Below are 25,372 nucleotides of genomic sequence, written 5' to 3' on the forward strand. Positions count from 1 at the left end.
TCTTGCAGTTGGCGAAGCGCCCATACAGACGGGATGCTGCTCAACGTGCCTTCGTGTGTGCCACTGCTGCACTACACCGTAGCCAGGGCAGGTCCAATCGATTGTCGCCCACCATGGAGACGACGTGATTTCGCGTCTGGCCCACTACGGGCGACGAGACCAGGGGAATCTCGTGGGCACAACTAATCCGGTTGGTCCAGGCCGTCGTGACTATGCGACCCACGGATACATCAGCGCAAAGGACTTGTACCTCAAACGCCTCAAGCGTATTGAGGGTCAGTCGCGAGGGCTGCAGCGAATGGTTGAAGAAGAAAGGTGCTGCATTGACATCCTTACCCAAATATCGGCGATGAAAAAAGCGCTGCATGCAGTAGCTATGGAATTGCTCGAAGACCATCTCAGTCATTGTGTCGTCGATGCCGCCGCAAGAGGGGGCGCCGAATCCGACGCCAAGATCAGGGAGGCCGCCGAGGCGATCAGACGGCTCGTGAATTCGTGAGGACCCTCCCATCTGATGTCCGAAACGATCTACTAGTCGGTGGGGCGGAATTTCGATGCCGTTTTATCGAAAGTCATTTACTTAGAATGTAGTTACGATCGAATCATGTTTTTTGAATGCGGGAGCGGGCGGCACATAGGGAAGCACTCCGCATGTTCCGTATTCCGGAGCGATTTCTGCTCGCCACAACCGGGATCCGAGGTCCTCGACGGGAATCGAGTTCATGATGAGCGCGTGCGGTGGCAGTCCCCACCGGGTGGGGATCGCCGAAGCATCATGGTGGCGCACCCGGGCTTATCGTGGGCCTGGGGTATCTGACGGTGATGGGCTCGTCGTGGTGGTGCTCGGTGTCGAGGATCCGTCACTTATGTACAGGGTGATGGTGGAGCCCGGAAGTGCCGCTCCCGACGGAGCTGTCGCGGTTGCTGTCCCTCTCGCGCTCGGACTTGACGTGAGGGAGACCGTCACTTTGAACCCGGCGTTCTGCAACAGAGATGTTGCGGCGGACTCGGTCATCCCGACCACGTCGGGTACCTGATCCCCGGCCGAACCGCGAACATATTTCTGGTCCAGCGGGGGTAGCGTGATGGGTCCGAAGTTGCTCGCGATCGGTCCCATCGCGTTGTACCACGTTCGGGCAGGTTCATTGCCGCCGTACAAATCGTCATTGGTGAACTCGTTTCGCTTGTGCACTGGCACCGACACTGAATTACTATCATGCATAGTAATTCATGTTCTCGTTCTTTCACCCCGCCGAACCCGGTACATGCCTCTGAAGAGTGCCGAAGCGGCGAGAGAAAGCACGATCGCAGACAACGCGAGTTCCGGAATCGAACCCACACGTGTTGCCAACGTGAGATCGGAGCGAACGGCGATCTCGTCGGTCAATGCTTGTGCTGTGAAGATCTCGCTCTGTTGACGCACCACACCCGCTGGCGTGATGATTGCGCTGACACCGCTGGTTGCTGCGATCAGCACACTGCGGCCGTGTTCGACCGCCCGCACCCGCGACATGGCCAGCTGCTGAAAGGTCATCTCGGTCCGGCCGAAGGTCGCGTTGTTGGTGGGAACCGCGATGACGGTGGCTCCTGCCTTGACGGACTCGGTCACCAGATCGTCGAAGGCCACCTCGTAACACGTGGCAACAGCTACCTGAATTCCGTTGAGGTCGACGACGCCGTTCCCGTTCCCGGCAACGAAATTGCCCGCAGAATCGGCATATGACGACACCGCACTAACGATCGATCGGAGCGGCAGGTACTCCCCGAAGGGCACAAGCTGCCGCTTGATGTGTTGCTGCCCAGGGCCGTCCGTCGGATCCCAGACCATGGCACTGTTGATCGATGTTCCTGGCTCGCCCTGCAGGACCGTACCGACCAGGATCGGGGCGCCGATAGAACGGGCTGCTCGGTCCAGTCGATCCGCCGCATCCCGATTCGTCAAAGGATCTATATCCGAAGCGTTTTCGGGCCAGATGACAAGTCGTGGCCGGGCTGCTCGGCCCGCTGTGACCTCAGCTGCGAGTTGTTCGGTGCGGGCAACATGATTGTCGAGCACCGCTCGGCGTTGGGCGTTGAAATCGAGGCCGAGTCGCGGCACGTTGCCCTGAACGACGGTCGCAGTGACGACCTCGTCAGGGGCGGCACCGGGAGAACCGGTCACCAATGCACTCACAAAGATGAGGACGATGCAAGCGCCACCTTTCGCCAATGCTTGCCATCGAACATTCAAGGGCCCAGCCAGTGACCAGGCGATGAGTGTTCCGATCAGTGCAGTCACGAAGGAAAGACCTGGCGCCCCCGCGATCGAAGCCAACGGCAGCAGCGGGCCGTCTGCCTGCCCGAAGGCCAAACGCCCCCACGGGAAACCGCCGAACGGAACTCGGCTACGAAGTGCTTCTGCGGTGACCCATGCACCCGCAATCCACACCGGGGAAAGCGGAGCGTGGCCGACGGCCACCGCCAGTACGCCGAACACTCCGAACGCGAGCGCTTCAATCGCCGCCAACGCCAACCAAGGCGTTGCACCCACGTACGCTCCGACCCATGGCAGCAAGGGAACGAAGAATCCCAGTCCCGCGGCATAGCCGAATCCGAAACCCGCACGGAGACTGCGCCCCTGGAGAACGACGGTCAGCAGGGCGATGGCTACAGGGGCGAGAAACCACAGCGTGCGCGGCGGAAAGCTGAGAAACAGCAGCCACCCAGCGCCCACCGAAAGAGCGAGACGCAAAGCGATCCCACCGTGGTGCCGTTTGGGGCGACCACTCTTCAGGCATGCATCTAATTCACTGTCGGCAGTGATCGCACGGTCGACCGAAAGGACCCTCACAGGCCCGCTCTCGTAGAAGGAGAACTGCGCTGGTCAGTCAACAATTTCTCACAGAGATCGTCGAATTCGCCGCCCCAGCCGGCATGATCGGTCCGCGCGAGTCCACCGAGTTCGAGATCAGCCTGCTCCGGTCCCGTCCCCGGGCGTAGGCGGATCCACACTCGCCGCCTCCTGATCACGAGCGAGATCAGAAGTCCGAGCATCATCGTGATCGCAAAGACGAGAACCCACTGTTGCGCAGGGTCGTACGACACCTGCAGATTGGCGAATTCCTTGGCGCCGTCGAACCGAACCTGTGTTCCATCGGTGAGAGTCCGCGTCTCTCCAGGGCGGAGGTTCACACGATCTTGTTTGACCAGCCTTCCTTGGTTGATCATTTCCTTGTTCAACGAGAAGATCGATTGCGGGATGCCGGTGTCCAGACCCGTATCGCCCTTGTAGATGTCGATCGCGACCGCAGGGTCACGCGCATCGGGAAACGACGAAGTCAGAAGCGTCCCGCTGAAGGAAGCGGTCGGCGCGAAGAGTCCCTCGATGGCGATCTGATTCTTCCGGCGCTCGTCCGGATTCGGAAACGATCCACCTGGCGGATCGAACCGCAACGCCCCACTGCTCAGGAACGTGACCGCATCGTCCGGTTGAAACTGCATCGTCTCGGTACGGGACTGTCCGTCGGGAAAAGTGACGGTGAACTGCGGCGCGTACCCATGGCCGGTCAGATAAACACGGGCACCGTCGGTACGCAGCGGTTCGTTGACCCGAAGACGATAGTCTTTCCAGGTATTGGTCGCGATATCCTGCCCGCTCTGATACGAAATGTTGGAGGTGAACATTTCGGCCTGACCGGTATCGAGATAATCTGCGGAAAAGTCGTTGACCTTGATGCAAAAGGGCGCGAGACCCGTGCCGTCAGTAGCACTTCCCGCGCGGAACGAGTCGTACACGGCAGGTGACGTATTACAGAAACCGGGGCCGCCGTCGGCAATGACGATCACCGAACCCTCGTACCCCACCAACTTGCCGATCGCGACGGTGACGAGCAACCCGATCAGCGAGAAGTGGAACACCAGATTCCCGGCCTCACGCAGATACCCCTTCTCCGCGGAAACCGCTACCTCGGAATCCTTTTCGGACCTGACCGCTACCCGCCAGCCCTTGAGCGACTGCCGCACTCTGGTGAGGGCCTCGTCATGCGAGATGTCAACTACGCCGCGAAAATGGTGAGGCAACCTGGACAGATTTCGAGGCGCTCGCACAGGTTGGCTCCGAAGCGCGCCGAGATGCGCCTGCAAGCGTGGAACCAGACAGCCGATGAGAGAGAGAAACAGCAGGACATAGATCGCAGTGAACCAGAAGCTGGAAAAGACGTCGAACAACTCCAGCTTGTCGAATAGCGGGCCGAGGGTTGGCTGCGCCGCGATGTACTGGGAAACTTTCTGTACGTTGAGATTTCGCTGAGGCAACATAGCACCGGGAAGTGCTGCGAGCGCCAAGAGGAACAGGAGCACGAGCGCGGTACTCATCGACGTCAACCTGCGCCAATTCTGGCGCAGTAGCCGAACGCTTTCTCGGATCATCAGTCTCGGGAGGCGACGGATGCGACCTCCCGCGGTGGCGCTATCTGTCATATCGGCAACACGACCGAACTGACGAATTCGTTGCGCAACCAGCCGACGAACATGCCCCACACGCCGGTGACCAGTGCGAGCCCGACAGCGACGAGCATTATTCCGCCGACGATCTGAATCGTCCGTGAATGGCGTTTGAGCCACCCGACGCCGCGGAGCGCCTTCGCCGACCCGAACGCCAGCACGATAAACGGAAGTCCCAATCCCAGACAGTAGGCGACAATCAGTATCACGCCCCGCGCTGCTGTCGTGCCTTCAGTTCCGGCCGCAACCGAAATAACCCCAGCGAGGGTGGGGCCGAGACACGGTGTCCAACCCAACGCGAACACGCCCCCCAACAAGGGAGCGCCGGCAAGGGATGAGATACGCCGCGGGGCGAACCGTGCGTCTTTCTGCAAGGCAGGAATCAAGCCGATGAACGTCAACCCCATCACGATGGTGATCACACCACCCACCCGTTGGAGCAGGTCTTCGTTGATACGAAGGGTGCCGATCACCCCGAACACCGACGCGGTGGCGAGAACGAACACCACGGTGAATCCGGCAACGAACATCGTTGCCGCGCCGGTAACCCGCCATCTGCCTGCAGGTTCCGAGGTCTCGTCGCCACGGGTCACCGCTGGAGAATCAGCTCCGGAAATGCCGGCCAGATACGACAGATATCCGGGAACGAGCGGCACCACACACGGCGATGCGAACGACACCAGACCGGCCAGAATGCACGCTGCTACGGCGAGCAGTAACGGGCCGCTCGCGGCGGCTGTCTGGAAGCTGGACCCGACACCTTGGGCGAGTTCGTTCACCGCTCGGCCGCCACACGCTCGATGACCGGTTGCAGATCCTCGGTGAGAAGTGCGCGAAGAAACACAGCGGCGACGCGCTGTCTGCGATCCAACACCAAGGTGGAGGGAATCACGCTTGTCGGATAGTTTCCGCCGAGCGCTGTCAAAGTTCTCATCGACGGGTCGTAGATCGAGGGGTAGCTCACGCTGTTGTCGACGACGAAGTCCTGGGCCTTGTCTCGTTGAGGATCCCGAACATTGATCCCGAGAAACTGAACACCGAGACTTTCGGTTGCTTCGTACGCGCGCTCGAGATCGTCGGCCTCGGACCGGCACGGGGCGCACCATTGCCCCCACAGATTGATCACGACGACCTGACCGGCGTAATCAGTGAGTGAAATATCGCTACCGTCGGCCATGAGGTCAGGTCCGGCCAATACACCGATCATGTTTCGCGATTCGGGCGGGTCGTACAAGATATCGGTTTGTCCTCCCGGTGACACGAAATCGAAATTCGCACCCGAAGCGACTGCATCGGTGCCGGTTGCACATCCACTCGCGGCGACGACGATCGCAGTGAGAATAGCGACCAGTGGGAGGATGCGGGTCGGTTTTCCGAGTACGCGTTGTCTCGATTTGCGAGGGAGTGCGGGGGCATTCATTTCATCAACTCACTTACAGCGGAGCGTATTTGTGTCAATGGCCACGAAGTTCTCCCCGTAGGCGGCCAGTAGTTCTCCCCGCTGGTGGCCACGGGTTCTCCCCGGTGGCGGCCAGTTGTTTTTCCCCACCCGCTTTCTGATTTGGGTTAGCTGAAGGGCTTCACCCCCTTGCCGGTGGTGGCTTCGGTGAGGCGGAAGGAGTCGCCGTCGGTGACGACGACGTGCGCATGGTGCAGGAGCCGGTCAACGGTGGCGGTGGCCAATGTTTTGGGCATGATCTCGTCGAAGCCGGAGGGGTGCAGGTTGCTCGAGACGGCAATCGCTCGGCGTTCGTAGGCAGCGTCGACGAGGCGATAGAATCCTTCGGCGGCGTCTTCAGAGACCGGGAGCAGACCGATGTCGTCGACGATGATCAGGTCGGAGCGGATGATCCTCGTCAGGGCTCGGGCGATGGAGTCGTCGGCACGGTGCCGGCGGACCAGGGCACCGAGGTCTTCGATGGTGAACCAAGACACCGCCAGCCCAGCTTCGACTGCGGCCTGCCCGAGTGCCTCGGTGAAGTGAGACTTGCCAGTTCCCGAAGGCCCACAGACGCAGAAACATTCACGCCGCCCGACCCACTCCAGGGTGCGGAGCGCGTCCTGGGTGGCGCGGGGAATCGACGATTTCGTTTCGTCCCAGTCGCCGAAGGTCTTGCCGGTAGGGAAACCCGCGCGTTTGCGGCGAGTGTGCAGGTTCGCCCGGTCCCGGCCGGCGGCTTCCTCAGCGAGGAGAACCCGCACGACTTCGGCGGGGTCCCAGCGTTGGGCTTTCGCGGTCGGGATGATATCGCTCAAGGACCTGCGGATATGGGGCAGTTTCAGGCGTTTAGTCAGGTCGATCGCCTCGGCCAACGGGTCGCCGTTAGCGCTGGTAACAGTGCGCAAAGGGGTGCTCATCAGGCGTCATCGCTTTCATCGTCAGTAGTGGCTGGGCTGGCCGGCGCTGGTGTCTGGCCGAAGGTGGACCAGGCGGCGGTGCCCGGTTGCAGAGTGTGGTTCCGCTGCGACGGACCGGATCAGCGTGTTCGTGGGTGACTTGGTAGTCGAGGATCGAGATCAGGTCCCGATCGGCGAACCGGCCGGTCATCGCCGCCGTCCCCAACGCTCTGTCGACTGCGTCCGGGGAGTGCAGCTTCGAAAGGTCCACGGCCTCGGCCATCTTCGCCTGATGCGGCGCGCTCCCGCGGCGGCAGCCTCGACCAGCCAGCTGTTGGCACCCTGGCCCAACTGTAGGAAGGCGAGCTGGGCGGCGGTACGAGGCTTGGGCACCCGGTCGGCGGCGTCGCGGTCTGGGCGGGGTGGGTAGTGGTCGTTGTCGAGGACCGGTGAACCGGGTTGGCCGCGGCGGTGCCGCGCGACTTCGACTGCACCGCCATCATTGTCGACGGCGGTCACGATCAGCTCCTCACCATGGAAGCGGGCCCAGACCCGAGTGTCGATCAACGTGTGCGGCACCGAATACCGCACCCCTTCCACCGAGATCGTCGACTCCCAGTTCACCCGCCGGGTAGTGCCGAACACCGCGGTGAACGGAGATTTCGGCAGCGGATGCAGCCGCTGCAACTCTTCGGCCAGCCGCTCGACCGGCCGCCGCCGAGTAGAGCTGTGGACGCGGGTGTTGACGTCGGTGCAGAACTGCCGGCAAGCCGACTCGAGCTCACCGAAAGAGTGATACTGCTCGCGCAGGTTCACCTCCTTCGGCAACAGGTCGGCTTTGGCGATCCGCACCGTCGCCTCACTTCCTCCCTTCGACTCCGGATCAGCAGGTAAACACGTCCGCAGCGTCGTGCCGTAATGCCGTGCCACCTCCACGATCTCCGGATTGCGGACCGCGATCCCGGCCACGTGATCGATCGTCGCGGTCTTCTCGTTGTCGGTGAGGACATAGACCGGAACCCCGCCCAAGCGGCGGAATGTCGCATCCAAACACGCCGCCACCGTCGGCAATGTCTTGTCCCAGATCGGGATCACCACCCGAAATCGCGACCACGCCAACCATGCGCAGAACAACGTCGTCTTCCGGCCGGAAATCGTTGGCCCGTCACCGAAGTCGTACTGTAACCACAGCCCAGGTTCGGTTACCCACGGCCGATACACTCGCCGCCGACCAGCCCGAAACTGGGCCTTCGCCTCCGCGACCGTCCGGCGCGTGGTCCGCTCACCGCCGGTGAACCCCAGCGCGACGATCCGTTCGTGGATGACATCCGCGCGGACCTTGCCCTGCGAGCGGACCACCAACTCCTCGATCTTCGGCAGAAAGTCGTCGATCGCCCGCGCTCGATGCCGCCGGCGGTCCGGCGGCTGCCCCGCAGCGCGCATCTGCACATACCGGGCCACCGTGTGGTGATCACACCCAGCCAGCTCCGCCGCCGCCCGATAACTACCCGTGAGGTCGTACGCCTCCAAAATTTCCATGATCTCCCTGCTCGATTTCATCCACCCAGCGTTGCCGGGACCGAATCTGACTCACAGCAGGTGGGGAACTATCTGGCCGTACGCGGGGAGAAACCATGGCCACAAAATGCGCCATAAATGGCCGCCAGTGGGGAGCTTACGATGGCCGTCGACATATTTGGTCAGTGTTTTCGAAAACCATGGGGGTTGTAATCTGTTCGACGGACCCGTCTTGTTGGACGAGAAAGCTCAGCGGCAGAACTGGCGGCGCCGATAGCGCAATTCCGATGTCGTCGACCGCAGCGAACGAGGGATAGTGCACGCCTGCAGCGGTGAGAAGCGCTAGTGCTGTGGACATGTCGTCCTGGACGTTGATCCCGACTACTCGGATGGAGCCCGGAGTACCTGCATAGTCATTCAGGACCGGGATTTCCGATCGGCACGGCCCGCACCACGAGGCCCAGAGGTTGATCAGGGTCGGCTCCCCGGACAGCGCTGCACCGAGGTCGACCACAGTATTCTCGCCAAGACACGTCGCTTTGATTCCCAGGAGTTCTCCTCCAGCGGGCGGTACTGCCGGGGCCACAGGACAGGGAACCGCTGCTGCCGCGGACTTCGAGGAAAACCCCGAGTCGACGCGATCTTCATCTGCCTGGGCGGCCGGAGGCACTTGAGGCCGGGTCGAGGAATGGGTCTCGGTTGACGTTGATCGAGGCCAGATCGCCACGACGAGAAGACCGATCACAACCAGGAAGAGCAGGAACCACCGAGACTGTGCCTGCATGCACTTCCTCCAAGCGTGGTGCGGTGAACCGGGACAACACTGAACTACTATTGTGCATAGTAGACATATGGTTCGTTCTGTCGCCCCCGCCAACCAGAGGCGGGATCCGAACCCGAGAATCGAGCATCGTGAAACGCCAGTCCGCTCCGAAGGGCCGTATCAATCCACCAGTCAGCCCAGAAATTGCGGCACTGGGTGCCCATCAAGCACCGCAGACGCGCGTGGCGCGGATCAACCGTGTAGCACGGTCAAAGCTCGTGCGTCTGGTGATGTACTACACCGCGGTTCGACTCGCCCTGATCGCCGGCCTCGCAGTGATCATCATGGGAATCAACGCCATACTCGAACTCGAAATCCCCGGTGTGTTAGCACTGTTCGGGGCGGTGCTGCTCGGATTCGCCATCTCTGCGATCGCGTTCCGGTCATTGCGCCGCCGGATCAATGAAGAAGTGATGGTCGTAGATGAAAAACGGCGTGCAATGCGCACCCGGTGAAGGGTTCCCTCCGGTTAGGTGCGCGTGAAAGCTCCAGTAACGAAAATGCCCAGCATCGGTGCCACAACCTGTCTTTTTTGGACGTATGACCGCTCAAAGCTGCCTTCCTGGGTGATGCCGAGGGCGCGCGATCATGCATTGATTGGCATTGGGATGAAGATGTCAGGTGACGGGATCAGGTGCGGAGTCGGCGGTATCCGTGGTGGTCTCGAGTTTCGGAATCGGTACAAGCTGCGGGATCAGGCGGACGAGACTCGAGCAGGCGCAGTACGGAGGACCGTTGAGTCAGCTCGCCCTTGTGAGGAACCCCGGGGCTGCTGCTGGAGACGACCCTGTTGGGACCACCGGTGGGTGGCCGATACTTTCACTCATCGCCCTCTACATCAGCTGTGGGCGCAGCCATACCGAACGCACCCCTCAGTGCAGCAACGGTAGGAGCGCCACCGACCTCGCCCGTGGAATCTCGATAGAGCCTGCATGACACGTTGGGGACCTGGTCCGGTTCGGCAAACGGATCGCGGCCGTCGACGAGCAACGTCGGCGATCCGGTCATGCCCGCAAGCCTTGCGGATCGAGGATCGTCGACGATTACGTGGCGCAGTTCCCAATCGATGGACTCCTCCGCGAGAACGTGCTCGATCCGTTGTTCGAGGAGCTGCACGTTCGGGCAGTCCGGGACTTGCAAAATTTCAAGGTGCATCATGGTGTTCCTCCGTCGGCGTGTGGTTTCGAGTATGCGGCAGTGCAGGACAGCTCGCGGTAAACGAAACCCAGGACTGGTAGGTCTGCATTTTCTCGGCAAGATCGTCAGGTATCGGCATCGGTGTCATAAGACCGGCACGAGTTCGTTCGGTGTTGCCCTCCGGATAGCGGCCCAGTGCGGATCCCGGGGCGGCGACGACGATGATGCGAAGAACCTGCCCGACGGCTTCGCGGCAGTCACGCTGATGTAAGGCCAGGGGAGCATGGCGAGGTGGTTTGTGTGGCCATGGACAGGGCTGGGAGAGGACATGTGTGCGTTCGAGGTGATGCCAACGCTGGGTGTCATCGCTGGTGCGGCCGGCTGCGGTCCTCTTTGCGGGCCGAAACGCGACGGCGCTGTGTCGGTCGTGCAAGCGATGCGCTTCGTGTAGACACTGCGCAATTGTGCGAGCATTCGGTTCATCGGATGCAGAGCCGGCGGCAGGTGCTGCAGGTCTTCGCCCATCAGAGCAACATCGGCGGTCTCGATGGCCACGTCGGAACCCATCGCGCCCATGGCAATGCCCAAGTCGGCGGTGGCCAGGGCGGGGGCGTCGTTGACACCGTCCCCGACCATTGCCGTCGGGCGGTTCGCACGCAAGGTTTCCACGATCCGTGCCTTGTCCTCCGGGCGCAGGTCGGCGTGCACGTCGTCGATCCCGACGTCGGCGGCCAGCGCCTGGGCGGTGCGTTCGTTGTCGCCGGTGAGCATCGCGACGGTGTACCCGCCGCGTCGTAGCCCGGCGATCACCTCATGTGCTTCCGGTCGGAGCTCGTCTCGTACGGCGACTGCCCCGATGACGGTTCCGGCGCGCTCGATCCACGCCACGAGTTCCCGAGACCTCTCACCGATGGCGTGGCCGCCGCACCCGGACTGAGTCGTCTCGACGGATGCGCCGACGTGTGCGTCGGCTACCCAGAAAGCGGTACCTCGCCTGGGCACTCGACGACCCGGACGGCCCACCCCCTCGGGTGGGCGCCCGAGAGGAGCGAACGGCCTACCCGAGCGTATACCCCCAGGGGTACTTGCATACCCCCCTGGGTATATGCAACAGTGGGTAGACGCTCGTCAGAAAGGACTGTCTATGTGTTACCCCGTCCCGTGCCCGATATGCGACAAGATCGCGTGGGCAGGTTGCGATCGACATGTCGACGACGTCACGAAGGATGTTTCACGGCCTCGGCAGTGCACCTGCTCTGCTGAGACCGTTGGTCCTATCGATCGGCGCCAGCGCCTCGCGATCGCTGTTTCGCCGCCAATCCCGGTCGCGAGTGCAAGGGCCTAACCTTCCAATTGGGTCAGGTTTACCGAGGTCTAGCTCGCTCATTTGAATACCCCAGCCCGTATTTTAGGAGAAGTTATGTCTGTGCCCGACACCGTGACGGCCACCGGTCGTGACGATCGTGATCGCGTATCTACACCCGGCATACTCGGACGCCTGGGAAGCGCGATGGTCGCACGCCGCCGATGGGTGTTCGGTGTCTGGCTGATCGCGCTTGTCGCGCTCGGATCTGCAGCGCCGTCGGTTTTTTCGTCACTGGCGGGTGCTGGGTGGCAAGCCAACGGATCCGAATCGGTCCAGGTCCGTGAACTCGCGCAACAGCATTTCGGCGGGAACTCCTCGGCCGCGGTTCAGGTGGTGGTCCATTCGGACACCGCGTCGATCGACGATCCCACCGTGCAGCAGAGACTCATCGACGTCACAGCTGTGTTCGACGGTGACACCCGGTTCGGTGCCGTCATCGCCCCACAGCCTGGTATGACCATCAGCCCCGACGGCCACACCGGCATCCTCATCGCCGGCGCCAACGCAAACGCGGACGACATGGTCAAAGCCGTCGACGATGTCAAAGACGAGCTGACCGCACTCTCCGGCGACGGTATCGAGGTCTATCCCACCGGATCCTCCGCGTTGTGGTCCGACTTCAACAAAGCCAACCACGATGCGATGATTCAGGCTGAACTATTCTCTTGGCCAGTCACTTTGGCGATCATGGTGCTCGCATTCGGCTCCCTCGTCGCTGCCGGGCTGCCGCTGTTGCTCACAGTGGCCGGACTCGTCGCCTCCGCCGGCGGTTTGGTGCTGCTCAACGAGGTCACACCGATCTCGGTATGGGCGATGAATTTCGCGATGATGTTCGCCCTCGCTCTCGGCATCGACTACGCCTTGTTCATCGTCGCCCGCTTCCGCGACGCCCTCCGTACGGCCGATCCACGAGCAGCCGTTGCCGAAACCATGGACACCGCAGGCAAAGCGGTGCTCCTGTCCGGACTTACCGTCCTGGTCAGCCTCTCGGCAGTGCTGCTCGTTCCCGCACCGGCCGTGCGCACCATGGCCGTAGGCATCATGCTGGCCGTCACGTTCGTTCTGATCGCCACCATGACACTTCTTCCGGCCACGCTGGGCGCACTCGGCCCCAAGGTCAACGCAGCATCCCTGCCTTACGCGAAACGCCAACAGCACCGATCCCCGAAGTTCGCTGCGTGGGGCGAATTGCTTCACAAGTACCCATGGCCGTTCGCGCTGGTCTCCGTCGGCATCCTCGTCGCCCTGGCCTTACCTGTCCTGGGACTGAAGGTGGCAATGCCGTCCATCGCTGTCGTTCCCGACGATGCGCCCGTTCGGCAAGGTTACGAGTTGGTTCAGGCCCAGTTCGGTGACGGGGCACCCGGCGCGCTGCAGATAGTTGTCCCGTCTTCCGATGCGGCTGCTACCGCCGCGGCAGCGAGCAGCGTCGACGGGATCTCGATGGTCACCCCGCCCACACCATCAACAGACGATTCGAACTACACACTGCTGCAAGCGTTTCCTGCCGTGGACCCTTCCGCAGAGGCCATGGGCACGATCCTCGGTGACCTACGCGCACAACTACCGGAGTCCGCGCTCGTCGGCGGCGCGCCAGCGGAGAACCTCGACCTGCAGCAAGCCCTGAACGACTACCTACCGTTGGTTATCGGGATCATCCTCGCCCTCGGCTTCATCCTGCTGCTCGTCGCTCTGCAGGCACCACTGATCGCGATCCTCGGCACCGCCGTCAGTTTGCTGTCGACCGCCGCAGCGTTCGGGGTTGCGAAGCTGATCTTCCAAGACGGACACGGATCGTCGCTGCTCGGCTTCACCCCTCAAGGTTTCCTCGACGGCTGGGGGCCGGTGTTCTTCTTCGCGATGATCTTTGCCATCGCCATGGACTACACCGTGTTCCTGCTCGCCACCGCGAAAGAACACTACGAGAAGACCGGGGACCCGAAGGCTGCTCAGGTCGACGGCCTCGCGCACTCCGGACGCGTCATCTTCGCCGCTGCGGCGGTCATGGTCGCCGTGTTCTTCACCTTCGCGCTCTCCGATCCGCTCCCACCCAAGGAAATGGGCATCATCCTCGGCGTCGCGGTGTTGCTCGACGCCTTCCTGATCAGGCTGATCCTGCTCCCGGTCCTGCTCCGGCTGAGCGGTCACGCTGCATGGTGGGCACCGGGCTGGCTGCGCAGAATGTTGCCGTCGATCCGCTTCTCGCACTGACCATTACAACACCTCACGGAGGAATCATGACCGATCCGAACATCACGCATTCGAGCACGTCTGCCGGGTGGCCGATCGAACGTATCGTCCCCGCACTGGCCGCCGGCGTCACCGCGACGGGCCTGACCCTCGGCGAACTCCACGCACCACGGTGGAGGCTGCTCAGCGCCTTCGCCGCCGCGAACCTCGCCCTCTACGCCGCGGTCGGCTGGTGCCCGGCAAGTGCGCTTCTCACCAGAGCGGGCGTACCAAGTCTTCGCCACCCCCGAAGCGGATAGGCACACAATTGCCGCAGTTCGACGAACGGAAGGAATTCTCCACCATGACCATCGCACTCTCGACCACCTTGACCGACACCGACTTCGAGACGGCGGTCACCGCCACCAAAGCAGCACTGTCCGAGCAAGGCTTCGGTGTGCTGACCGAAATTGACATGCAGGCCACCCTGAAAGCCAAACTTGGCACAGACATGGAGAAGTATCTGATCCTAGGCGCGTGCAATCCCACGCTTGCACACCGCGCCGTAGGAATCGTGCGTGAGATCGGCCTGCTACTGCCCTGCAACGTCGTCGTCCGTGCCGACACCACCGCCGGATCGGTCATCGTCGAGGCGATGAACCCGGACCTCATGGTCCAAGTGACGGGCGAACCAGCACTGTCAGATGTCGCGGCCGAGGCCACCACCAAACTCCAAGCCGCCCTGGACACGCTCGGCAGTCGGGATGCAGTGCGCAGTTGATGACGTTGACCCTGGCGCTGGCGCTCGGCCTCACCGTCGGAATCCTGCTCGGTCTCCTCGGAGGCGGTGGATCGATCCTCGCTGTCCCGATCCTCGTGTACGCTCTCGGGTTCCCCCTGCCGGAGGCGATACCGACTTCGCTGTTGGTGATCGGTGTCGCCTCCGCGGTCGGGGTCATCTCCAAGGTGCGGGCGCGGCTCATCGAATGGCGACTCGCGGCAATCTTCGCCGCCACCGGAGTCCTCGGCACCCTGGCCGGCACTGCCCTTGGCAAGCATCTACCTGAAACTGCCGTGATGATCGGCTTTGGGATCGTCATGATCCTCGCGGGGGCACGCATGCTGCGCAGCCCCGACAATCCCGGAACCGCCTGCAGGACGAGCAATTCCGGGATCAACTGGCGCCGATGCGCACCTCGGTCCATACCGACCGGATTCGGCGTCGGTGTCCTTACCGGACTGTTCGGCGTCGGCGGGGGCTTCTTGATCATCCCCGCATTGGTTCTGCTGCTGGGAATCGAGATGAGTGTCGCCGTCGGAACCTCTTTGGTGGTCATCGTCGCCAACTCCGCCGCCGGACTCATCGCTCAGGCCGACGGCCTAGGTGGAAACTGGCCCTTGACGGCAGCGTTCGCAGGTTCAGCCATTGCGGGTTCGTTGGTGGCCGGACGATTCGGTACACGCATCGCCACGGACTCACTTCGGCAGTGGTTCGCCTACCTGGTGTTTGTCGTGGCAGGTTACGTCCTCATCGACACTCTCGTTCTCGGATGATCTACCGTGCACCCCGTTGGATGCCCCCGGGGGTAATCTGGCAATTTCTGGCATCATCATGCATCTGAAGGAGACCCCATGATCGGCGACGAAGACAGCATCGCATTGGTCCTCAACCGCCTCCGCCGCGCACACGGCCAACTCTCGGGAGTGATCGGCATGATCGAGAACGGACGCGATTGCAAAGACGTTGTCACCCAGCTCGCCGCTGTTTCCAGGGCCCTCGACAAAGCTGGCTTCAAGATCGTCGCTACCGGTCTCCGAGAGTGCATGACAGGCGAAGCGGCAGACAACAAAGAACCCATGACCGAAGCAGAACTGGAAAAGCTCTTCCTGGCGCTGGCCTGAACGCCCGCTTCACATCAGGAACGAGGCCGACCGACAACATGTAGGAGCTCCCCATGAGCACGACCGACCCGGACATCGCCATCATTGAAACTTCCAGCCTCGGCGACCGCAGCTATCTGATCAGCCACGACGGTATCGCCGTGGTGATCGATCCACAACGCGACATCGACCGCGTCCGGGCGCTGGCAGCAGAAAAGAACGCTGTCATCACCCACGTGCTGGAAACTCACATCCACAACGACTACGTCACTGGCGGCCTGGAACTTGCGCGCGCCACGGGTGCCGAATACGTCGTCCCGGACGGCGATCCGGTCGAATACGAGCGCCGAGCAGTCGTCGACGGCGATGTCGTCGACGCGGGATCGACGACGTTCGAGGTCATGCACACCCCAGGGCATACTCATCACCACGTCAGTTACGTTCTGCACCGGCGCGGCGAGCCGATCGCAATCTTCACCGGCGGCTCCATGCTCTACGGGTCCACCGGGCGCACTGACCTGCTCGGCTCCGAGCACACTGATGAACTGACCCACGCGCAGTACCATTCGGTCCGCCGTATCGCGGCCGAACTGGCCGCTGAGGTGGAGGTCTACCCCACACATGGGTTCGGTAGCTTCTGTGCCGCAACTCCGACCAGCGGGGACTCATCCACCATCGGTGAACAGCAGCAGTCCAACCCCGCACTGACTCAGGACGAACACACCTATGTCGACGAGCTGATCGCGGGCCTGTCTGCATATCCCGCGTACTACGCCCATATGGGCGTCATCAACACCAAAGGGCCGGCCCCGATCGACCTGTCCATGCCCGAGCCCGTCGATCCAGACGAACTACGTCGCCGCATCGACGCCGGGCAATGGGTCGTTGACCTACGAGCACGCACCGCTTTCGCCGCCGGCCACGTCGATGGCTCTCTCGGGTTCGAACTGTCGACCAGCTTCGTCACCTATCTCGGATGGCTTTATCAGTGGGGCGTGCCGTTGACGCTGATCGGTGAAACAACCGACCAGATCGCCGAGGCGACCCGCGAGCTGGCTCGGATCGGCATCGACAGTCCCTCCGGATCCGCCGTCGGTGAGATTCACTCGCTCGTCGGCGACGGAAAGGTCCGCTCCTACGATGTATCCGACTTCGCCGGACTCGCGGCGGCCACCGGCGAACGTGAGATAAGCGTCCTCGATGCGCGTCAACAGTCCGAGTACGCGGACAGCCACCTTCCTGGTGCCGTGAACATCCCCCTCCACGAGCTACCACACCGACTCGAGGAAGTTTCCGCGGCCGAAGTGTGGGTGCACTGCGCATCCGGTTACCGCGCATCGATCGCCGCTTCACTTCTCGACCGCGAACACCGCACAGTGGTCCTCATCGACGATGACTACGAGCATGCCGTGCAGCTCGGCCTCCACACATCGCCCGCCTGACGAATGCGCCGCCGCTGCGCAAGCCGCACGATGCGAGTGGTTCACGGGGCTGATCTCCCCGATTTCAGCAAACGGCCATCGGATAATTCCGACAGAGGGCAGGAAGCCCAACCCCTGCCCGTGCCGACGTCCGAGAAGGCGGCCACCGCTGGTCCAACGATCATTCGGGCGCCGTCCGAGTTTGTCGTTCTGCCAATTCGCACTGGATCTTCCGCTCGCCTTTGCTTCGGTGGCCGGACCGTTGTGACGCGCCATGCACGGTTCCGGCCGGGATGCGGTGCGCGGAGTCGCAGACATCCGCGTGCCCCGGCGACCGCGAGGAGCCGGGACGGATCAAGGTGCCACCGTGCCAGCAGTGTCGGTCATGCCGCGGCGGCGATCAGGCGGCCGATCACACCGGATTCGAGCAGGATGATGACGCCCAGCCCGATGAAGACTGTGGGCACGAGCCAGTGCTCGACGCGCTCGAGGATGTCGATGACCTTCTTGTGGGTGCCGAGCATTCTGCCGGCGGCGCACCAGAGTCCGACACAGATCAGGAACACGGCGATGGTAACGATGGTCTGGGGCGCACCGAGAGTGCGGAAGACCGGGGTGTAGACGGCGATGTTGTCGGCGCCGTTGGCGATGGTGATGGCGGCGACGCTGATCGTCCCGGCCGCGACCACTACGGGTTCACCGTCTCCGTCGCTGCGTAAGCCCTGGATCAGTCCCCAGATTCCTAGCGACAGGGGAAGTAATCCGAGTAGTCCAACCCAGTCCTCGGGCACGATCACCAACCCGAGGGCGGCGACCACACTGATCGCGACGAGGGTGATCAGGCCGAGGTACTGGCCGGCAACGATCTGCCATGCCCGCGGCCGTCCTTGACTGGCGGAGGCGACGAACAGGACGGTCAGTACGACGATGTCGTCGATGTTGGTGCCGGCGAACATCGCTACCGCCGCGGCGATGGTGCCGATCATCCTCGCATCCGGCGGCTGCCGCGGCGCGGCCTGATCTCGGGTATTGCTGTCATTTCGAACTCTCCTGTGCGGGCGGGGGATCGGCCGGGTCGTGGGTGGACTCAAAGATCAGTGATGCGACGAGCAGCACGACGCCGCAGGTGATGTAGGTGTCGGCGAGGTTGAAGGTGGGCCACCAGCCGGTGTGGAAATAGTCGGTGACCTTTCCGTCGACGGCACGATCGATCACGTTGGCGGCAGCTCCGGCGAGGATCGCCGACCAACCCACCGTCCCCACCAGTGAAGCGGTGGGGACGGTGCGCCAGGCGTAAATTCCGACGCCGAGAGTGATGGCGGCGGTGACCGCGAGGATGATCCAGGCCGGAAGCTGTTGGCCGATGCTGAACGCGACACCGCTGTTGTACGCCAACTTCAGTTGCAGCAATCCCATATCGACGGTGCGTGCACCGGAAAGGGTACGGCGCGCAACGGGTTCGGCCGACAGTGCGATCGCGATGAGAGCGAGACCGACGACCACGAGAATCACCCGCCGCGTGCTACCTGTGCGGATTGATCGAGCCGCTAATTCGCTCACGTGCGGGCCTCGACCTTCCCCGCCGGTGCGGGTACCGATCCGGTGGGGAAGGCTTGCGCGCGGCCGGCCCGGACACCGTTGGCGATGACCACGATCTCAGCGACCTCGTGCACCAGGACCACGGCGGCCAGGCCGAGAACCCCGAACAAGGCCAACGGCATCAGGACGGTGATGATCGCCAGCGACAGTCCGACGTTCTGCAACATGATGGTCCGGGAGCGGCGCGCGTGCGCCAACGCCTGCGGCAGGTGCCGCAGGTCCTCACCCATCAGAGCAACATCGGCGGTCTCGATGGCCACGTCGGAACCCATCGCGCCCATGGCAATGCCCAAGTCGGCGGTGGCCAGGGCGGGGGCGTCGTTGACACCGTCCCCGACCATTGCCGTCGGGCGGTTCGCACGCAAGGTTTCCACGATCCGTGCCTTGTCCTCCGGGCGCAGGTCGGCGTGCACGTCGTCGATCCCGACGTCGGCGGCCAGCGCCTGGGCGGTGCGTTCGTTGTCGCCGGTGAGCATCGCGACGGTGTACCCGCCGCGTCGTAGCCCGGCAACCACCTCACGTGCTTCCGGTCGGAGCTCGTCACGGACGGCGACCGCCCCGATGACCGTTCCGGCGCGCTCGATCAGCACCGCAGTGGCGCCGGCATGCTGCATCCGCTCGATATCCCCTGCCAGCGGACCCGGGTCGATCCAGCCCGGTCGACCGAGGCGCACAGGTATGCCGTCGATGGCCCCGGTCAGGCCCGCCCCTGTGACCGCGTCCACGTCGTCGGCGGGTGCGTAGTCGTCGACGGCGGCGAGAATCGCGCGAGCGAGAGGGTGCTCGCTGCGCGCCTCCAACGCTGCGGCCACCGCGAGAACGTCCTCGCGGCTGGCGCCGTCCGCCGTGGCCACATCGATCACGGCAGGCTGGTTGCGGGTGAGGGTGCCGGTCTTGTCCAACGCAACGGTGCGGATCCGGCCGAGGGCCTCGAGTGCACCGCCGCCCTTGACCAGGACACCGAGCTTGGACGCCGCACCGATCGCGGCGACAACGGTGACAGGGATCGCGATGGCCAGCGCACACGGGGAGGCGGCGACCAGCACCACCAGGGCGCGTTCGATCCACACCAGCGGATCGCCGAGCACACTGCCGACCGCGGCGATAACTGCGGCGACGATCATCACACCTGGAACCAGCGGTTTGGCGATCTTGTCGGCGAGGCGTTGCGCCTCGCCCTTGCGGGACTGCTCGGCCTCGACGATCCGCACGATTTTGGCCAGCGAATTGTCCTGCGCATCTGCGGTGACCTCGACTTCGAGGACGCCGGTGCCGTTGATCGATCCTGCGAACACCTCGTTGCCGGGACCGGCTTCGACGGGCACCGATTCACCGGTAATCGCGGAGGTGTCCAGAGCGGTGCGTCCGGTGCGGATGACCCCGTCGGTGGCGATCCGTTCCCCAGGCTTGACGACCATGAGCTCGCCGAGCTGGAGTTCGGAGGGCGGAACGGTTTCCTCGCGGCCGCCGCGGAGAACTGTCGCGGTGGCCGGCACCAGAGACAGCAAGGCCCGCAGGCCCCGGCGAGTGCGGGTGACCGCATACTCTTCGAGTCCCTCGCTGATCGCGAACAAGAACGCGAGCATGGCCGCTTCGCCCACCTCACCGAGCAGTACCGCGCCGACAGCCGCGATCGTCATCAGGGTGCCGACCCCGATCTTGCCCTTGACCAGGCGTGCGAGAGTGGACGGGACGAACGTGTAACCGGCAATGAGCAGGGCGCCCACCTCGAGACCGAGCCCGAGAGCATCCGGCCCACCGGTCAGGCCCACTATCAGCGCCGCGATCAGCAGCACGCCCGCAGCTGCAGCCGCCCGGATCTCGGTAACCTGCCACCACTTTTCGGGCCCGTGTTCTTCCTCGCCTTCGACGCGGGGTTCGTCGTGACCGCAACCGCATGCGTCACTCACGGCTATCTCCGATGGCGGTGCCGTAATTCGGGCACAAGGCAACCGCGTTCCCCGTCGCGGCAAGCAGCGTCTCCGCCGAGGCGAGTAGGTCCATCAATTCCGGCCGGGCCAGCGAGTAGAACACCTGCCGACCTTCCGGTCTGCCGTCGACCAAACCGCAATCACGTAGGCATGCAACATGTGCGGACACCGTCGACTGGGCGAGGCCGAGTTCACCGATCAAATCCGCAACCCGCGCCTCTCCTTCGGCGAGACGGCGCACGATCGACAACCGGGTGCCGTCCGAGAGACTGTGGAACAGTGCCACTGCCGCATCCAGGCTCGACCCGCTGCCGGTTGCGGCGAGGCATCCAGGCTCGTTATTCATCGTCATACGACGATGATAGCAATATTGGACGATTCCAGGAAGGGTGGACGCACTGGACTTGAAGTAGATGCGGTACGTCAGCCGAACGGTGGCCGGCCGACGTACCTCACCAGGAATGGCGAAGTGACATCTGTAGTTTGCGAGTTGCTCGCCACGGCATCACATGGGGGGACAGCAAGGACCCATCGCTCGACACAGCCAGTCGCACAACATCTCCAGTGGATTCATTTCATTCACCTCCTTCTGAGTGTTCATCGCCAGCGCGGCGACGAACGGTCCGAGTCACCTGCGGTTCCCGAACGTCATCCATAATGGACATTCCAGTGCGATGGAAGGTCAAGGATCTCGTGAAAATTGGTGAACTGGCCGCTCGAAGTGGCGTTGCCCCGAAAACGCTGCGTTTCTACGAGGACAGTGGGGTGATTCCCGTCCCGGTCCGAAAGTCCAACGGCTACCGGGACTACGGTCCGGAATCTCTTGCGCGTTTGCGGTTCGTCCGCAGCGCCCAGTCTGCAGGTTTCACCTTGCGAGAGATCCGCGAGATCCTCACCACCCATGACCGCGGGGCGGCTCCTTGTGAACAGGTCGTGGAGATGCTCTCGGAGCATCTTTCCCAGGTTCGTGGCAAGATCCGCGAACTTGCCACGCTCGAAACAAACCTTGTTGCTTTGCTGAGTCGAGCGGAAGGGGAGATTCCGTCGGAAGCCGACGATGTCGGTGTGTGCTGGATCCTGGAATCCGAGTCTCAGGAAGGTGTTGCCGAATCGTGAAATTGATTGCGGCCATGCATCCCTTCCTATTTCAGCAGGTTCGGCGCTCTGCAACGTGATGAGGTGCGCGAAGCGGTTGTAGTGGTGTTGTCGGTGTATTGATCAGTCAGGTACGGAAGTAGCGGCAGTGGGTGAATCCCGTTCGAATGCATTCCTCAGGGCAGTCACAGTGGGAGCGCCACCGACCGCGCCCACGGCGTCGCGGTAGAGCCTGCAGGACACGCTTGGCACCTGATCCGGTTCGGCAAAGGGGTCGTGGCCGTCAACGAGCAACGTCGGAGATCCCGCCATGCCCGCAAGTTCCGCTGATCGAGGATCTTCGATGATCACGTGGCGCAGTTCCCATTCGATCGGCACGCCTGAAAGAGCGTGCTCGATTCGTTGTTCGAGGAGCGGCACGTTAGGGTAGTCCGGGACCTGCAGAATTTCGAGATGCATCATGGTCGTCCTTTGTCGGTGTGCAGTGTCTGGAGCATGGGGCAGTGCCGGTCCGCTCGCGGTCGCGCGCAGGTGGACGCGAACTCGGTCAGCGAGGCCCGCATGCGTTGCAGATCTCGGATCTTTTCGCCGAACTCGGTGATCTTCGTCTGCGCCAGTCGCCGAGCGGTGTCGCAATCGTCCGGTCCGCCGCCGGCGAGATGGAGAAGTTCGTTGATTTCGTCGAGGCTGAAGCCGTGTTCTTGGGCGCGTTTGACGAACCGGACAATTTCGACAGTTTCGTCCGGATATGAGCGGTATCCCGAGGTGGATCGCGGCGGGTGCTGCAGGAGTCCGCGCCGTTCGTAGTACCGCAACGTCTGTACGTTCACCCCGGCGAGGGTGGCCAGTTCACTGCTACGCATGTCGCCATTGTGAACCCGGTACCCGGCTACGGAGTCAAGTCGTCTCTCGTCGGCGGAAATTCATCTGAGGTTGGTTGCGCGTTATTTCGATATCTGTCAATATCGAAGCATGTCGAATCAAGATGGGGCGGAGGCCGGCGCTTGCTGCTCGCCGCTCGTCCGTGAACCGTTGACCGAGGATTGGGCCGGCGACCTGGCGCGGATGTTCAAAGCCCTCGGCGATCCCGTCCGCTTGCGCCTGCTGAGCTTGGTGGCAAGTCACGAGGGTGGTGAAGCCTGCGTCTGCGACATCTCGGATACGTTCGACCTGTCTCAGCCGACTATCTCGCATCACCTCAAGGTGCTGCGACAGGCCGGGCTGCTCGACTGTGAACGCCGCGGGACCTGGGTGTACTACTGGGTTATTCCGGCTGCGCTGCAACAGCTTTCCGCCGTGCTCCTGGTCGAAGGTACGAGCGTGAGTGTCGCGGACGCATGCGCAGAGGTCACCGCATGAGCAACACCGCTGCCACCACCGAACACCCCGAAGTCGTCGGAAAACTCTCCACCCTCGACCGCTATCTTGCGGTCTGGATCGGCGTGGCCATGGTCGTCGGCCTGTTGGTTGGACGCTGGATCCCCGGTGTGAACACTGCCCTGGAGAAGGTGCAGATCGACGGCATCTCCCTGCCGATCGCCCTCGGCCTGCTGATCATGATGTACCCGGTGTTGGCGAAGGTCCGCTACGACCGCCTCGACACAGTCACCGGGGACAAGAAACTCCTCGCCGGCTCCCTGTTCCTGAACTGGGTTCTCGGCCCGGCGCTGATGTTCGCCCTCGCCTGGCTGTTTCTGCCCGACCTGCCGGAATACCGAACCGGTTTGATCATCGTCGGTATCGCTCGCTGCATCGCGATGGTGATCATCTGGAACGACCTGGCGTGCGGAGACCGCGAAGCCGCCGCGGTGCTGGTCGCCATCAACTCGGTGTTCCAGGTGATCATGTTCGCCGTGCTCGGTTGGTTCTACCTCTCGGTCCTGCCCGGGTGGCTCGGCCTCGAACAGACCACCATCGACACCTCGCCCTGGCAGATTGCGAAATCGGTCCTGATCTTTCTCGGTATCCCGCTGCTGGCAGGTTTTCTGTCCCGCTTCTTCGGTGAACGCGCCAAAGGCCGCGACTGGTATGACACCAAGTTCATCCCCAAGATCAGCCCCTGGGCGCTCTACGGTCTGCTGTTCACCATCGTCGTGCTCTTCTCGATGCAGGGCGAACAGATCACCTCCCAGCCCTGGGATGTCGTCCGGATCGCGTTGCCGCTGCTGGCGTACTTCGCGCTCATGTGGGGAGGCGGCTACATCCTCGGCGCCGCAATCGGATTGGGCTATGAACGCACGACGACCCTGGCGTTCACCGCCGCGGGCAACAACTTCGAACTCGCGATCGCCGTAGCCATCGCCACCTACGGCGCCACCTCGGGGCAAGCTCTTGCCGGTGTTGTCGGCCCGCTGATCGAGGTACCGGTGCTCGTCGGGCTGGTCTATGTCTCCCTTGCTCTACGCAAACGCTTTGCCGTCAAAGAGGTTTCACCCGCACCCACCGCTACGTAAGTCACCTACAACTCTTCGGGAGTCATGATGAACGAGCACCGCGCCCAGCCCGATCTCCTCTCACCGCAGGCCGTTCTCTCGCGCACCGCGCAAGACCTGGCAGCGAAGTACGTCGGGGTCTTTTCCGCGCAAACCGTCGAACGCTACGTCTTCGAGTCCTACACGGCGCTGCGCCGCACCGCGAAGATCCACACCCATCTCACCTCGCTCGCGGCGCGGTTCGCCGCCGACCGCCTCACCGCTTTGGCCCAGTCCAGCGGAGCACTCGCCAAGGACGTGCCCGAAGTTCTGTTCGTGTGCGTCCACAACGCCGGCCGGTCGCAGATGGCGGCGGCACTACTCGATCACCACGCCCGCGGCCGGGTTCATGTGCGCTCGGCAGGATCCGCGCCGGTCCACGAGATCAACCCCGCCGTCATCACGGCGATGGCCGAGATCGGGATCGATCTTGCCGACGAGTTCCCGAAACCACTCACCGATGACGTGGTCGCCGCAGCGGACTGCGTCGTCTCGATGGGCTGCGGCGACGCGTGCGTCGTCTACCCAGGGAAGCGGTACCTCGACTGGGCTCTCGACGACCCGTACGGCCAACCCCTCGAGGTGGTGCGGGCAATCCGCAACGACCTCGATGCACGGGTGATCGCACTGCTCACCGAACTGACCACACCCGTCGCCGTCTGAGCGACCTCTTCCTCAGCTCTAACTTCCATCTTCGAAGGGAACCTTCTTTCTCATGTCCGACAAGCCCAGCGTCCTGTTCGTGTGTGTCCACAACGCCGGCCGATCGCAGATGGCCGCCGGTTTCCTGAGCCACCTCGCCGGTGACGCCATCGAGGTCCGTTCCGCCGGATCTGCCCCCGCGGACACCATCAACTCCGCCGCGGTCGAAGCGATGGCCGAGCTCGGAATCGACATCTCCGCCCAGACCCCGAAGATCCTCACCACCGACGCCGTGCAGGATTCGGATGTCGTGATCACGATGGGCTGCGGCGACACCTGCCCGATTTTCCCCGGCAAGAGCTACCGCGACTGGGTCCTCGAGGATCCCGCCGGCCAAGGCATCGATGCGGTTCGCCCGATCCGTGACGAGATCAAGACTCGCGTACAGGCTCTGATCAGCGAACTCACCGCCCCGTCGGTATCGCGCTAACCGCCTACGC

28 protein-coding genes and 2 pseudogenes are annotated in these 25,372 nt (G+C 63.0%); 13 read left to right on the top strand and 17 right to left on the bottom strand.

The window, feature by feature from the left end; translation table 11 throughout:
* The first annotated feature begins 172 nt into the window (after positions 1-172).
* A complete protein-coding gene (locus BH682_RS35455; protein ID WP_051720984.1) occupies positions 173-499 on the top strand; it encodes a metal-sensitive transcriptional regulator in 327 nt (108 codons plus the stop codon).
* 294 nt (positions 500-793) lie between these two features.
* Here the strand turns inward: BH682_RS35455 and BH682_RS37260 are convergent, their stop codons facing one another.
* From BH682_RS37260 to BH682_RS35495, 8 genes and pseudogenes are all read right to left on the bottom strand, one after another.
* Positions 794-1,222 (bottom strand): PASTA domain-containing protein, encoded by a 429-nt coding sequence (locus tag BH682_RS37260; protein WP_080712824.1) that lies wholly within the window; start codon positions 1,220-1,222, stop codon positions 794-796.
* Positions 1,223-1,228: 6 nt separating this feature from the next.
* A complete protein-coding gene (lnt, locus tag BH682_RS35465; protein WP_231917504.1) occupies positions 1,229-2,737 on the bottom strand; it encodes an apolipoprotein N-acyltransferase in 1,509 nt (502 codons plus the stop codon).
* 89 nt (positions 2,738-2,826) lie between these two features.
* Positions 2,827-4,407: a cytochrome c biogenesis protein ResB gene (gene resB / locus BH682_RS35470; protein ID WP_155277976.1), complete on the bottom strand. Its 1,581-nt coding sequence runs from the start codon at positions 4,405-4,407 to the stop codon at positions 2,827-2,829.
* 47 nt (positions 4,408-4,454) lie between these two features.
* A complete protein-coding gene (locus BH682_RS35475) occupies positions 4,455-5,261 on the bottom strand; it encodes a cytochrome c biogenesis CcdA family protein (RefSeq protein WP_011133458.1) in 807 nt (268 codons plus the stop codon).
* The gene (locus BH682_RS35480) at positions 5,258-5,902 is read right to left on the bottom strand and encodes a TlpA disulfide reductase family protein (RefSeq protein WP_011133459.1); all 645 of its coding nucleotides are present in this window, start codon (positions 5,900-5,902) and stop codon (positions 5,258-5,260) included. Before BH682_RS35480 ends, BH682_RS35475 begins: the two co-directional genes overlap by 4 nt.
* A 146-nt stretch (positions 5,903-6,048) precedes the next feature.
* Complete coding sequence (gene istB, locus BH682_RS35485; protein ID WP_003944771.1) at positions 6,049-6,840, bottom strand: IS21-like element IS1415 family helper ATPase IstB; 792 nt, start codon at positions 6,838-6,840, stop codon at positions 6,049-6,051.
* A pseudogene (istA, locus tag BH682_RS35490) lies at positions 6,840-8,379 on the bottom strand (IS21-like element IS1415 family transposase). Before istA ends, istB begins: the two are co-directional and overlap by 1 nt.
* Positions 8,380-8,494: 115 nt before the next feature.
* Positions 8,495-9,121 carry a TlpA family protein disulfide reductase gene (locus tag BH682_RS35495; RefSeq protein ID WP_030538068.1) on the bottom strand — a complete coding sequence of 209 codons (627 nt, stop codon included), beginning with the start codon at positions 9,119-9,121 and terminating at the stop codon, positions 8,495-8,497.
* Between the two features lie 128 nt (positions 9,122-9,249).
* Here BH682_RS35495 and BH682_RS35500 point away from each other — a divergent pair, with 128 nt between their 5' ends.
* Positions 9,250-9,615 (top strand): DUF4229 domain-containing protein, encoded by a 366-nt coding sequence (locus BH682_RS35500; RefSeq protein ID WP_019747393.1) that lies wholly within the window; start codon positions 9,250-9,252, stop codon positions 9,613-9,615.
* Between the two features lie 364 nt (positions 9,616-9,979).
* Here the strand turns inward: BH682_RS35500 and BH682_RS35505 are convergent, their stop codons facing one another.
* From BH682_RS35505 to BH682_RS37020, 3 genes and pseudogenes are all read right to left on the bottom strand, one after another.
* Positions 9,980-10,318: a hypothetical protein gene (locus BH682_RS35505; RefSeq protein WP_003944633.1), complete on the bottom strand. Its 339-nt coding sequence runs from the start codon at positions 10,316-10,318 to the stop codon at positions 9,980-9,982.
* Positions 10,305-10,730, bottom strand: coding sequence for a DUF3703 domain-containing protein (locus tag BH682_RS37015; protein WP_087503898.1), 426 nt, complete (start codon positions 10,728-10,730; stop codon positions 10,305-10,307). The genes BH682_RS35505 and BH682_RS37015 overlap by 14 nt, the downstream gene beginning before the upstream one ends.
* A gap of 56 nt (positions 10,731-10,786) precedes the next feature.
* Positions 10,787-11,173 (bottom strand): annotated as a pseudogene (locus BH682_RS37020) (HAD-IC family P-type ATPase); the annotation flags it as partial.
* A 544-nt stretch (positions 11,174-11,717) separates the two neighbouring features.
* On the opposite strand from BH682_RS37020, the gene BH682_RS35515 reads away from it, so the two are divergent.
* The 6 genes from BH682_RS35515 to BH682_RS35540 all read left to right on the top strand — a co-directional run bounded on the left by BH682_RS35515 (position 11,718) and on the right by BH682_RS35540 (position 17,155).
* Positions 11,718-13,874, top strand: a complete 2,157-nt coding sequence (locus BH682_RS35515; RefSeq protein WP_030538075.1) for an MMPL family transporter — start codon at positions 11,718-11,720, stop codon at positions 13,872-13,874.
* A gap of 26 nt (positions 13,875-13,900) precedes the next feature.
* The gene (locus BH682_RS35520) at positions 13,901-14,152 is read left to right on the top strand and encodes a YgaP-like transmembrane domain (RefSeq protein ID WP_003944652.1); all 252 of its coding nucleotides are present in this window, start codon (positions 13,901-13,903) and stop codon (positions 14,150-14,152) included.
* A gap of 44 nt (positions 14,153-14,196) precedes the next feature.
* Complete coding sequence (locus BH682_RS35525; protein ID WP_011133463.1) at positions 14,197-14,613, top strand: DUF302 domain-containing protein; 417 nt, start codon at positions 14,197-14,199, stop codon at positions 14,611-14,613.
* Positions 14,613-15,386, top strand: coding sequence for a sulfite exporter TauE/SafE family protein (locus tag BH682_RS35530; protein WP_190287674.1), 774 nt, complete (start codon positions 14,613-14,615; stop codon positions 15,384-15,386). Before BH682_RS35525 ends, BH682_RS35530 begins: the two co-directional genes overlap by 1 nt.
* A 78-nt stretch (positions 15,387-15,464) precedes the next feature.
* Positions 15,465-15,734, top strand: a complete 270-nt coding sequence (locus BH682_RS35535) for a metal-sensitive transcriptional regulator (RefSeq protein WP_003944639.1) — start codon at positions 15,465-15,467, stop codon at positions 15,732-15,734.
* Between the two features lie 53 nt (positions 15,735-15,787).
* A complete protein-coding gene (locus BH682_RS35540) occupies positions 15,788-17,155 on the top strand; it encodes an MBL fold metallo-hydrolase (protein WP_003944677.1) in 1,368 nt (455 codons plus the stop codon).
* 362 nt (positions 17,156-17,517) lie between these two features.
* Here the strand turns inward: BH682_RS35540 and BH682_RS35545 are convergent, their stop codons facing one another.
* From BH682_RS35545 to BH682_RS35560, 4 genes are read right to left on the bottom strand one after another with little or no spacing between them, the layout of a single operon-like run.
* Positions 17,518-18,120: a cadmium resistance transporter gene (locus BH682_RS35545; protein WP_030538076.1), complete on the bottom strand. Its 603-nt coding sequence runs from the start codon at positions 18,118-18,120 to the stop codon at positions 17,518-17,520.
* 49 nt (positions 18,121-18,169) lie between these two features.
* Positions 18,170-18,694, bottom strand: a complete 525-nt coding sequence (gene lspA / locus BH682_RS35550) for a signal peptidase II (RefSeq protein WP_011133466.1) — start codon at positions 18,692-18,694, stop codon at positions 18,170-18,172.
* Entirely contained in the window at positions 18,691-20,643 is a 1,953-nt protein-coding gene (locus BH682_RS35555) for a heavy metal translocating P-type ATPase (protein ID WP_075836382.1), read from the bottom strand. Before BH682_RS35555 ends, lspA begins: the two co-directional genes overlap by 4 nt.
* Positions 20,636-21,016, bottom strand: coding sequence for an ArsR/SmtB family transcription factor (locus BH682_RS35560; RefSeq protein WP_011133468.1), 381 nt, complete (start codon positions 21,014-21,016; stop codon positions 20,636-20,638). The genes BH682_RS35555 and BH682_RS35560 overlap by 8 nt, the downstream gene beginning before the upstream one ends.
* Positions 21,017-21,321: 305 nt before the next feature.
* Here BH682_RS35560 and BH682_RS35565 point away from each other — a divergent pair, with 305 nt between their 5' ends.
* Entirely contained in the window at positions 21,322-21,780 is a 459-nt protein-coding gene (locus BH682_RS35565) for a heavy metal-responsive transcriptional regulator (protein WP_011133469.1), read from the top strand.
* 102 nt (positions 21,781-21,882) lie between these two features.
* Here the strand turns inward: BH682_RS35565 and BH682_RS35570 are convergent, their stop codons facing one another.
* Together BH682_RS35570 and BH682_RS35575 are read right to left on the bottom strand one after the other, a co-directional pair.
* A complete protein-coding gene (locus BH682_RS35570; protein WP_019747399.1) occupies positions 21,883-22,221 on the bottom strand; it encodes a hypothetical protein in 339 nt (112 codons plus the stop codon).
* Positions 22,218-22,622 (bottom strand): MerR family transcriptional regulator, encoded by a 405-nt coding sequence (locus BH682_RS35575; RefSeq protein WP_011133470.1) that lies wholly within the window; start codon positions 22,620-22,622, stop codon positions 22,218-22,220. Before BH682_RS35575 ends, BH682_RS35570 begins: the two co-directional genes overlap by 4 nt.
* Before the next feature lie 109 nt (positions 22,623-22,731).
* On the opposite strand from BH682_RS35575, the gene BH682_RS35580 reads away from it, so the two are divergent.
* From BH682_RS35580 to BH682_RS35595, 4 genes are read left to right on the top strand one after another with little or no spacing between them, the layout of a single operon-like run.
* Positions 22,732-23,118, top strand: coding sequence for an ArsR/SmtB family transcription factor (locus tag BH682_RS35580; RefSeq protein ID WP_020971547.1), 387 nt, complete (start codon positions 22,732-22,734; stop codon positions 23,116-23,118).
* Entirely contained in the window at positions 23,115-24,212 is a 1,098-nt protein-coding gene (arsB, locus tag BH682_RS35585) for an ACR3 family arsenite efflux transporter (protein WP_011133472.1), read from the top strand. The genes BH682_RS35580 and arsB overlap by 4 nt, the downstream gene beginning before the upstream one ends.
* Positions 24,213-24,236: 24 nt before the next feature.
* Positions 24,237-24,893, top strand: a complete 657-nt coding sequence (locus tag BH682_RS35590) for an arsenate reductase ArsC (protein WP_370627677.1) — start codon at positions 24,237-24,239, stop codon at positions 24,891-24,893.
* 52 nt (positions 24,894-24,945) lie between these two features.
* Entirely contained in the window at positions 24,946-25,362 is a 417-nt protein-coding gene (locus BH682_RS35595) for an arsenate reductase ArsC (RefSeq protein WP_030538125.1), read from the top strand.
* Positions 25,363-25,372 lie beyond the last annotated feature (10 nt).

It is taken from the genome of Rhodococcus sp. YL-1 (genome assembly GCF_001942025.1).
Taxonomy (GTDB): domain Bacteria; phylum Actinomycetota; class Actinomycetes; order Mycobacteriales; family Mycobacteriaceae; genus Rhodococcus_F; species Rhodococcus_F qingshengii.

Coding starts and splice junctions, on each gene's coding strand:
- BH682_RS37260 (WP_080712824.1), bottom strand. CDS start 1,222: ATGCATGATAGTAATTCAGTGTCGGTGCCAGTGCACAAGCGAAACGAG.
- resB (WP_155277976.1), bottom strand. CDS start 4,407: ATGATCCGAGAAAGCGTTCGGCTACTGCGCCAGAATTGGCGCAGGTTG.
- BH682_RS35480 (WP_011133459.1), bottom strand. CDS start 5,902: ATGAATGCCCCCGCACTCCCTCGCAAATCGAGACAACGCGTACTCGGA.
- istB (WP_003944771.1), bottom strand. CDS start 6,840: ATGAGCACCCCTTTGCGCACTGTTACCAGCGCTAACGGCGACCCGTTG.
- BH682_RS35495 (WP_030538068.1), bottom strand. CDS start 9,121: ATGCAGGCACAGTCTCGGTGGTTCCTGCTCTTCCTGGTTGTGATCGGT.
- BH682_RS35505 (WP_003944633.1), bottom strand. CDS start 10,318: ATGATGCACCTTGAAATTTTGCAAGTCCCGGACTGCCCGAACGTGCAG.
- BH682_RS35515 (WP_030538075.1), top strand. CDS start 11,718: ATGTCTGTGCCCGACACCGTGACGGCCACCGGTCGTGACGATCGTGAT.
- BH682_RS35520 (WP_003944652.1), top strand. CDS start 13,901: ATGACCGATCCGAACATCACGCATTCGAGCACGTCTGCCGGGTGGCCG.
- BH682_RS35525 (WP_011133463.1), top strand. CDS start 14,197: ATGACCATCGCACTCTCGACCACCTTGACCGACACCGACTTCGAGACG.
- BH682_RS35530 (WP_190287674.1), top strand. CDS start 14,613: ATGACGTTGACCCTGGCGCTGGCGCTCGGCCTCACCGTCGGAATCCTG.
- BH682_RS35535 (WP_003944639.1), top strand. CDS start 15,465: ATGATCGGCGACGAAGACAGCATCGCATTGGTCCTCAACCGCCTCCGC.
- BH682_RS35540 (WP_003944677.1), top strand. CDS start 15,788: ATGAGCACGACCGACCCGGACATCGCCATCATTGAAACTTCCAGCCTC.
- BH682_RS35545 (WP_030538076.1), bottom strand. CDS start 18,120: ATGATCGGCACCATCGCCGCGGCGGTAGCGATGTTCGCCGGCACCAAC.
- BH682_RS35560 (WP_011133468.1), bottom strand. CDS start 21,016: ATGACGATGAATAACGAGCCTGGATGCCTCGCCGCAACCGGCAGCGGG.
- BH682_RS35565 (WP_011133469.1), top strand. CDS start 21,322: ATGGACATTCCAGTGCGATGGAAGGTCAAGGATCTCGTGAAAATTGGT.
- BH682_RS35570 (WP_019747399.1), bottom strand. CDS start 22,221: ATGATGCATCTCGAAATTCTGCAGGTCCCGGACTACCCTAACGTGCCG.
- BH682_RS35575 (WP_011133470.1), bottom strand. CDS start 22,622: ATGCGTAGCAGTGAACTGGCCACCCTCGCCGGGGTGAACGTACAGACG.
- BH682_RS35580 (WP_020971547.1), top strand. CDS start 22,732: ATGTCGAATCAAGATGGGGCGGAGGCCGGCGCTTGCTGCTCGCCGCTC.
- arsB (WP_011133472.1), top strand. CDS start 23,115: ATGAGCAACACCGCTGCCACCACCGAACACCCCGAAGTCGTCGGAAAA.
- BH682_RS35590 (WP_370627677.1), top strand. CDS start 24,237: ATGATGAACGAGCACCGCGCCCAGCCCGATCTCCTCTCACCGCAGGCC.
- BH682_RS35595 (WP_030538125.1), top strand. CDS start 24,946: ATGTCCGACAAGCCCAGCGTCCTGTTCGTGTGTGTCCACAACGCCGGC.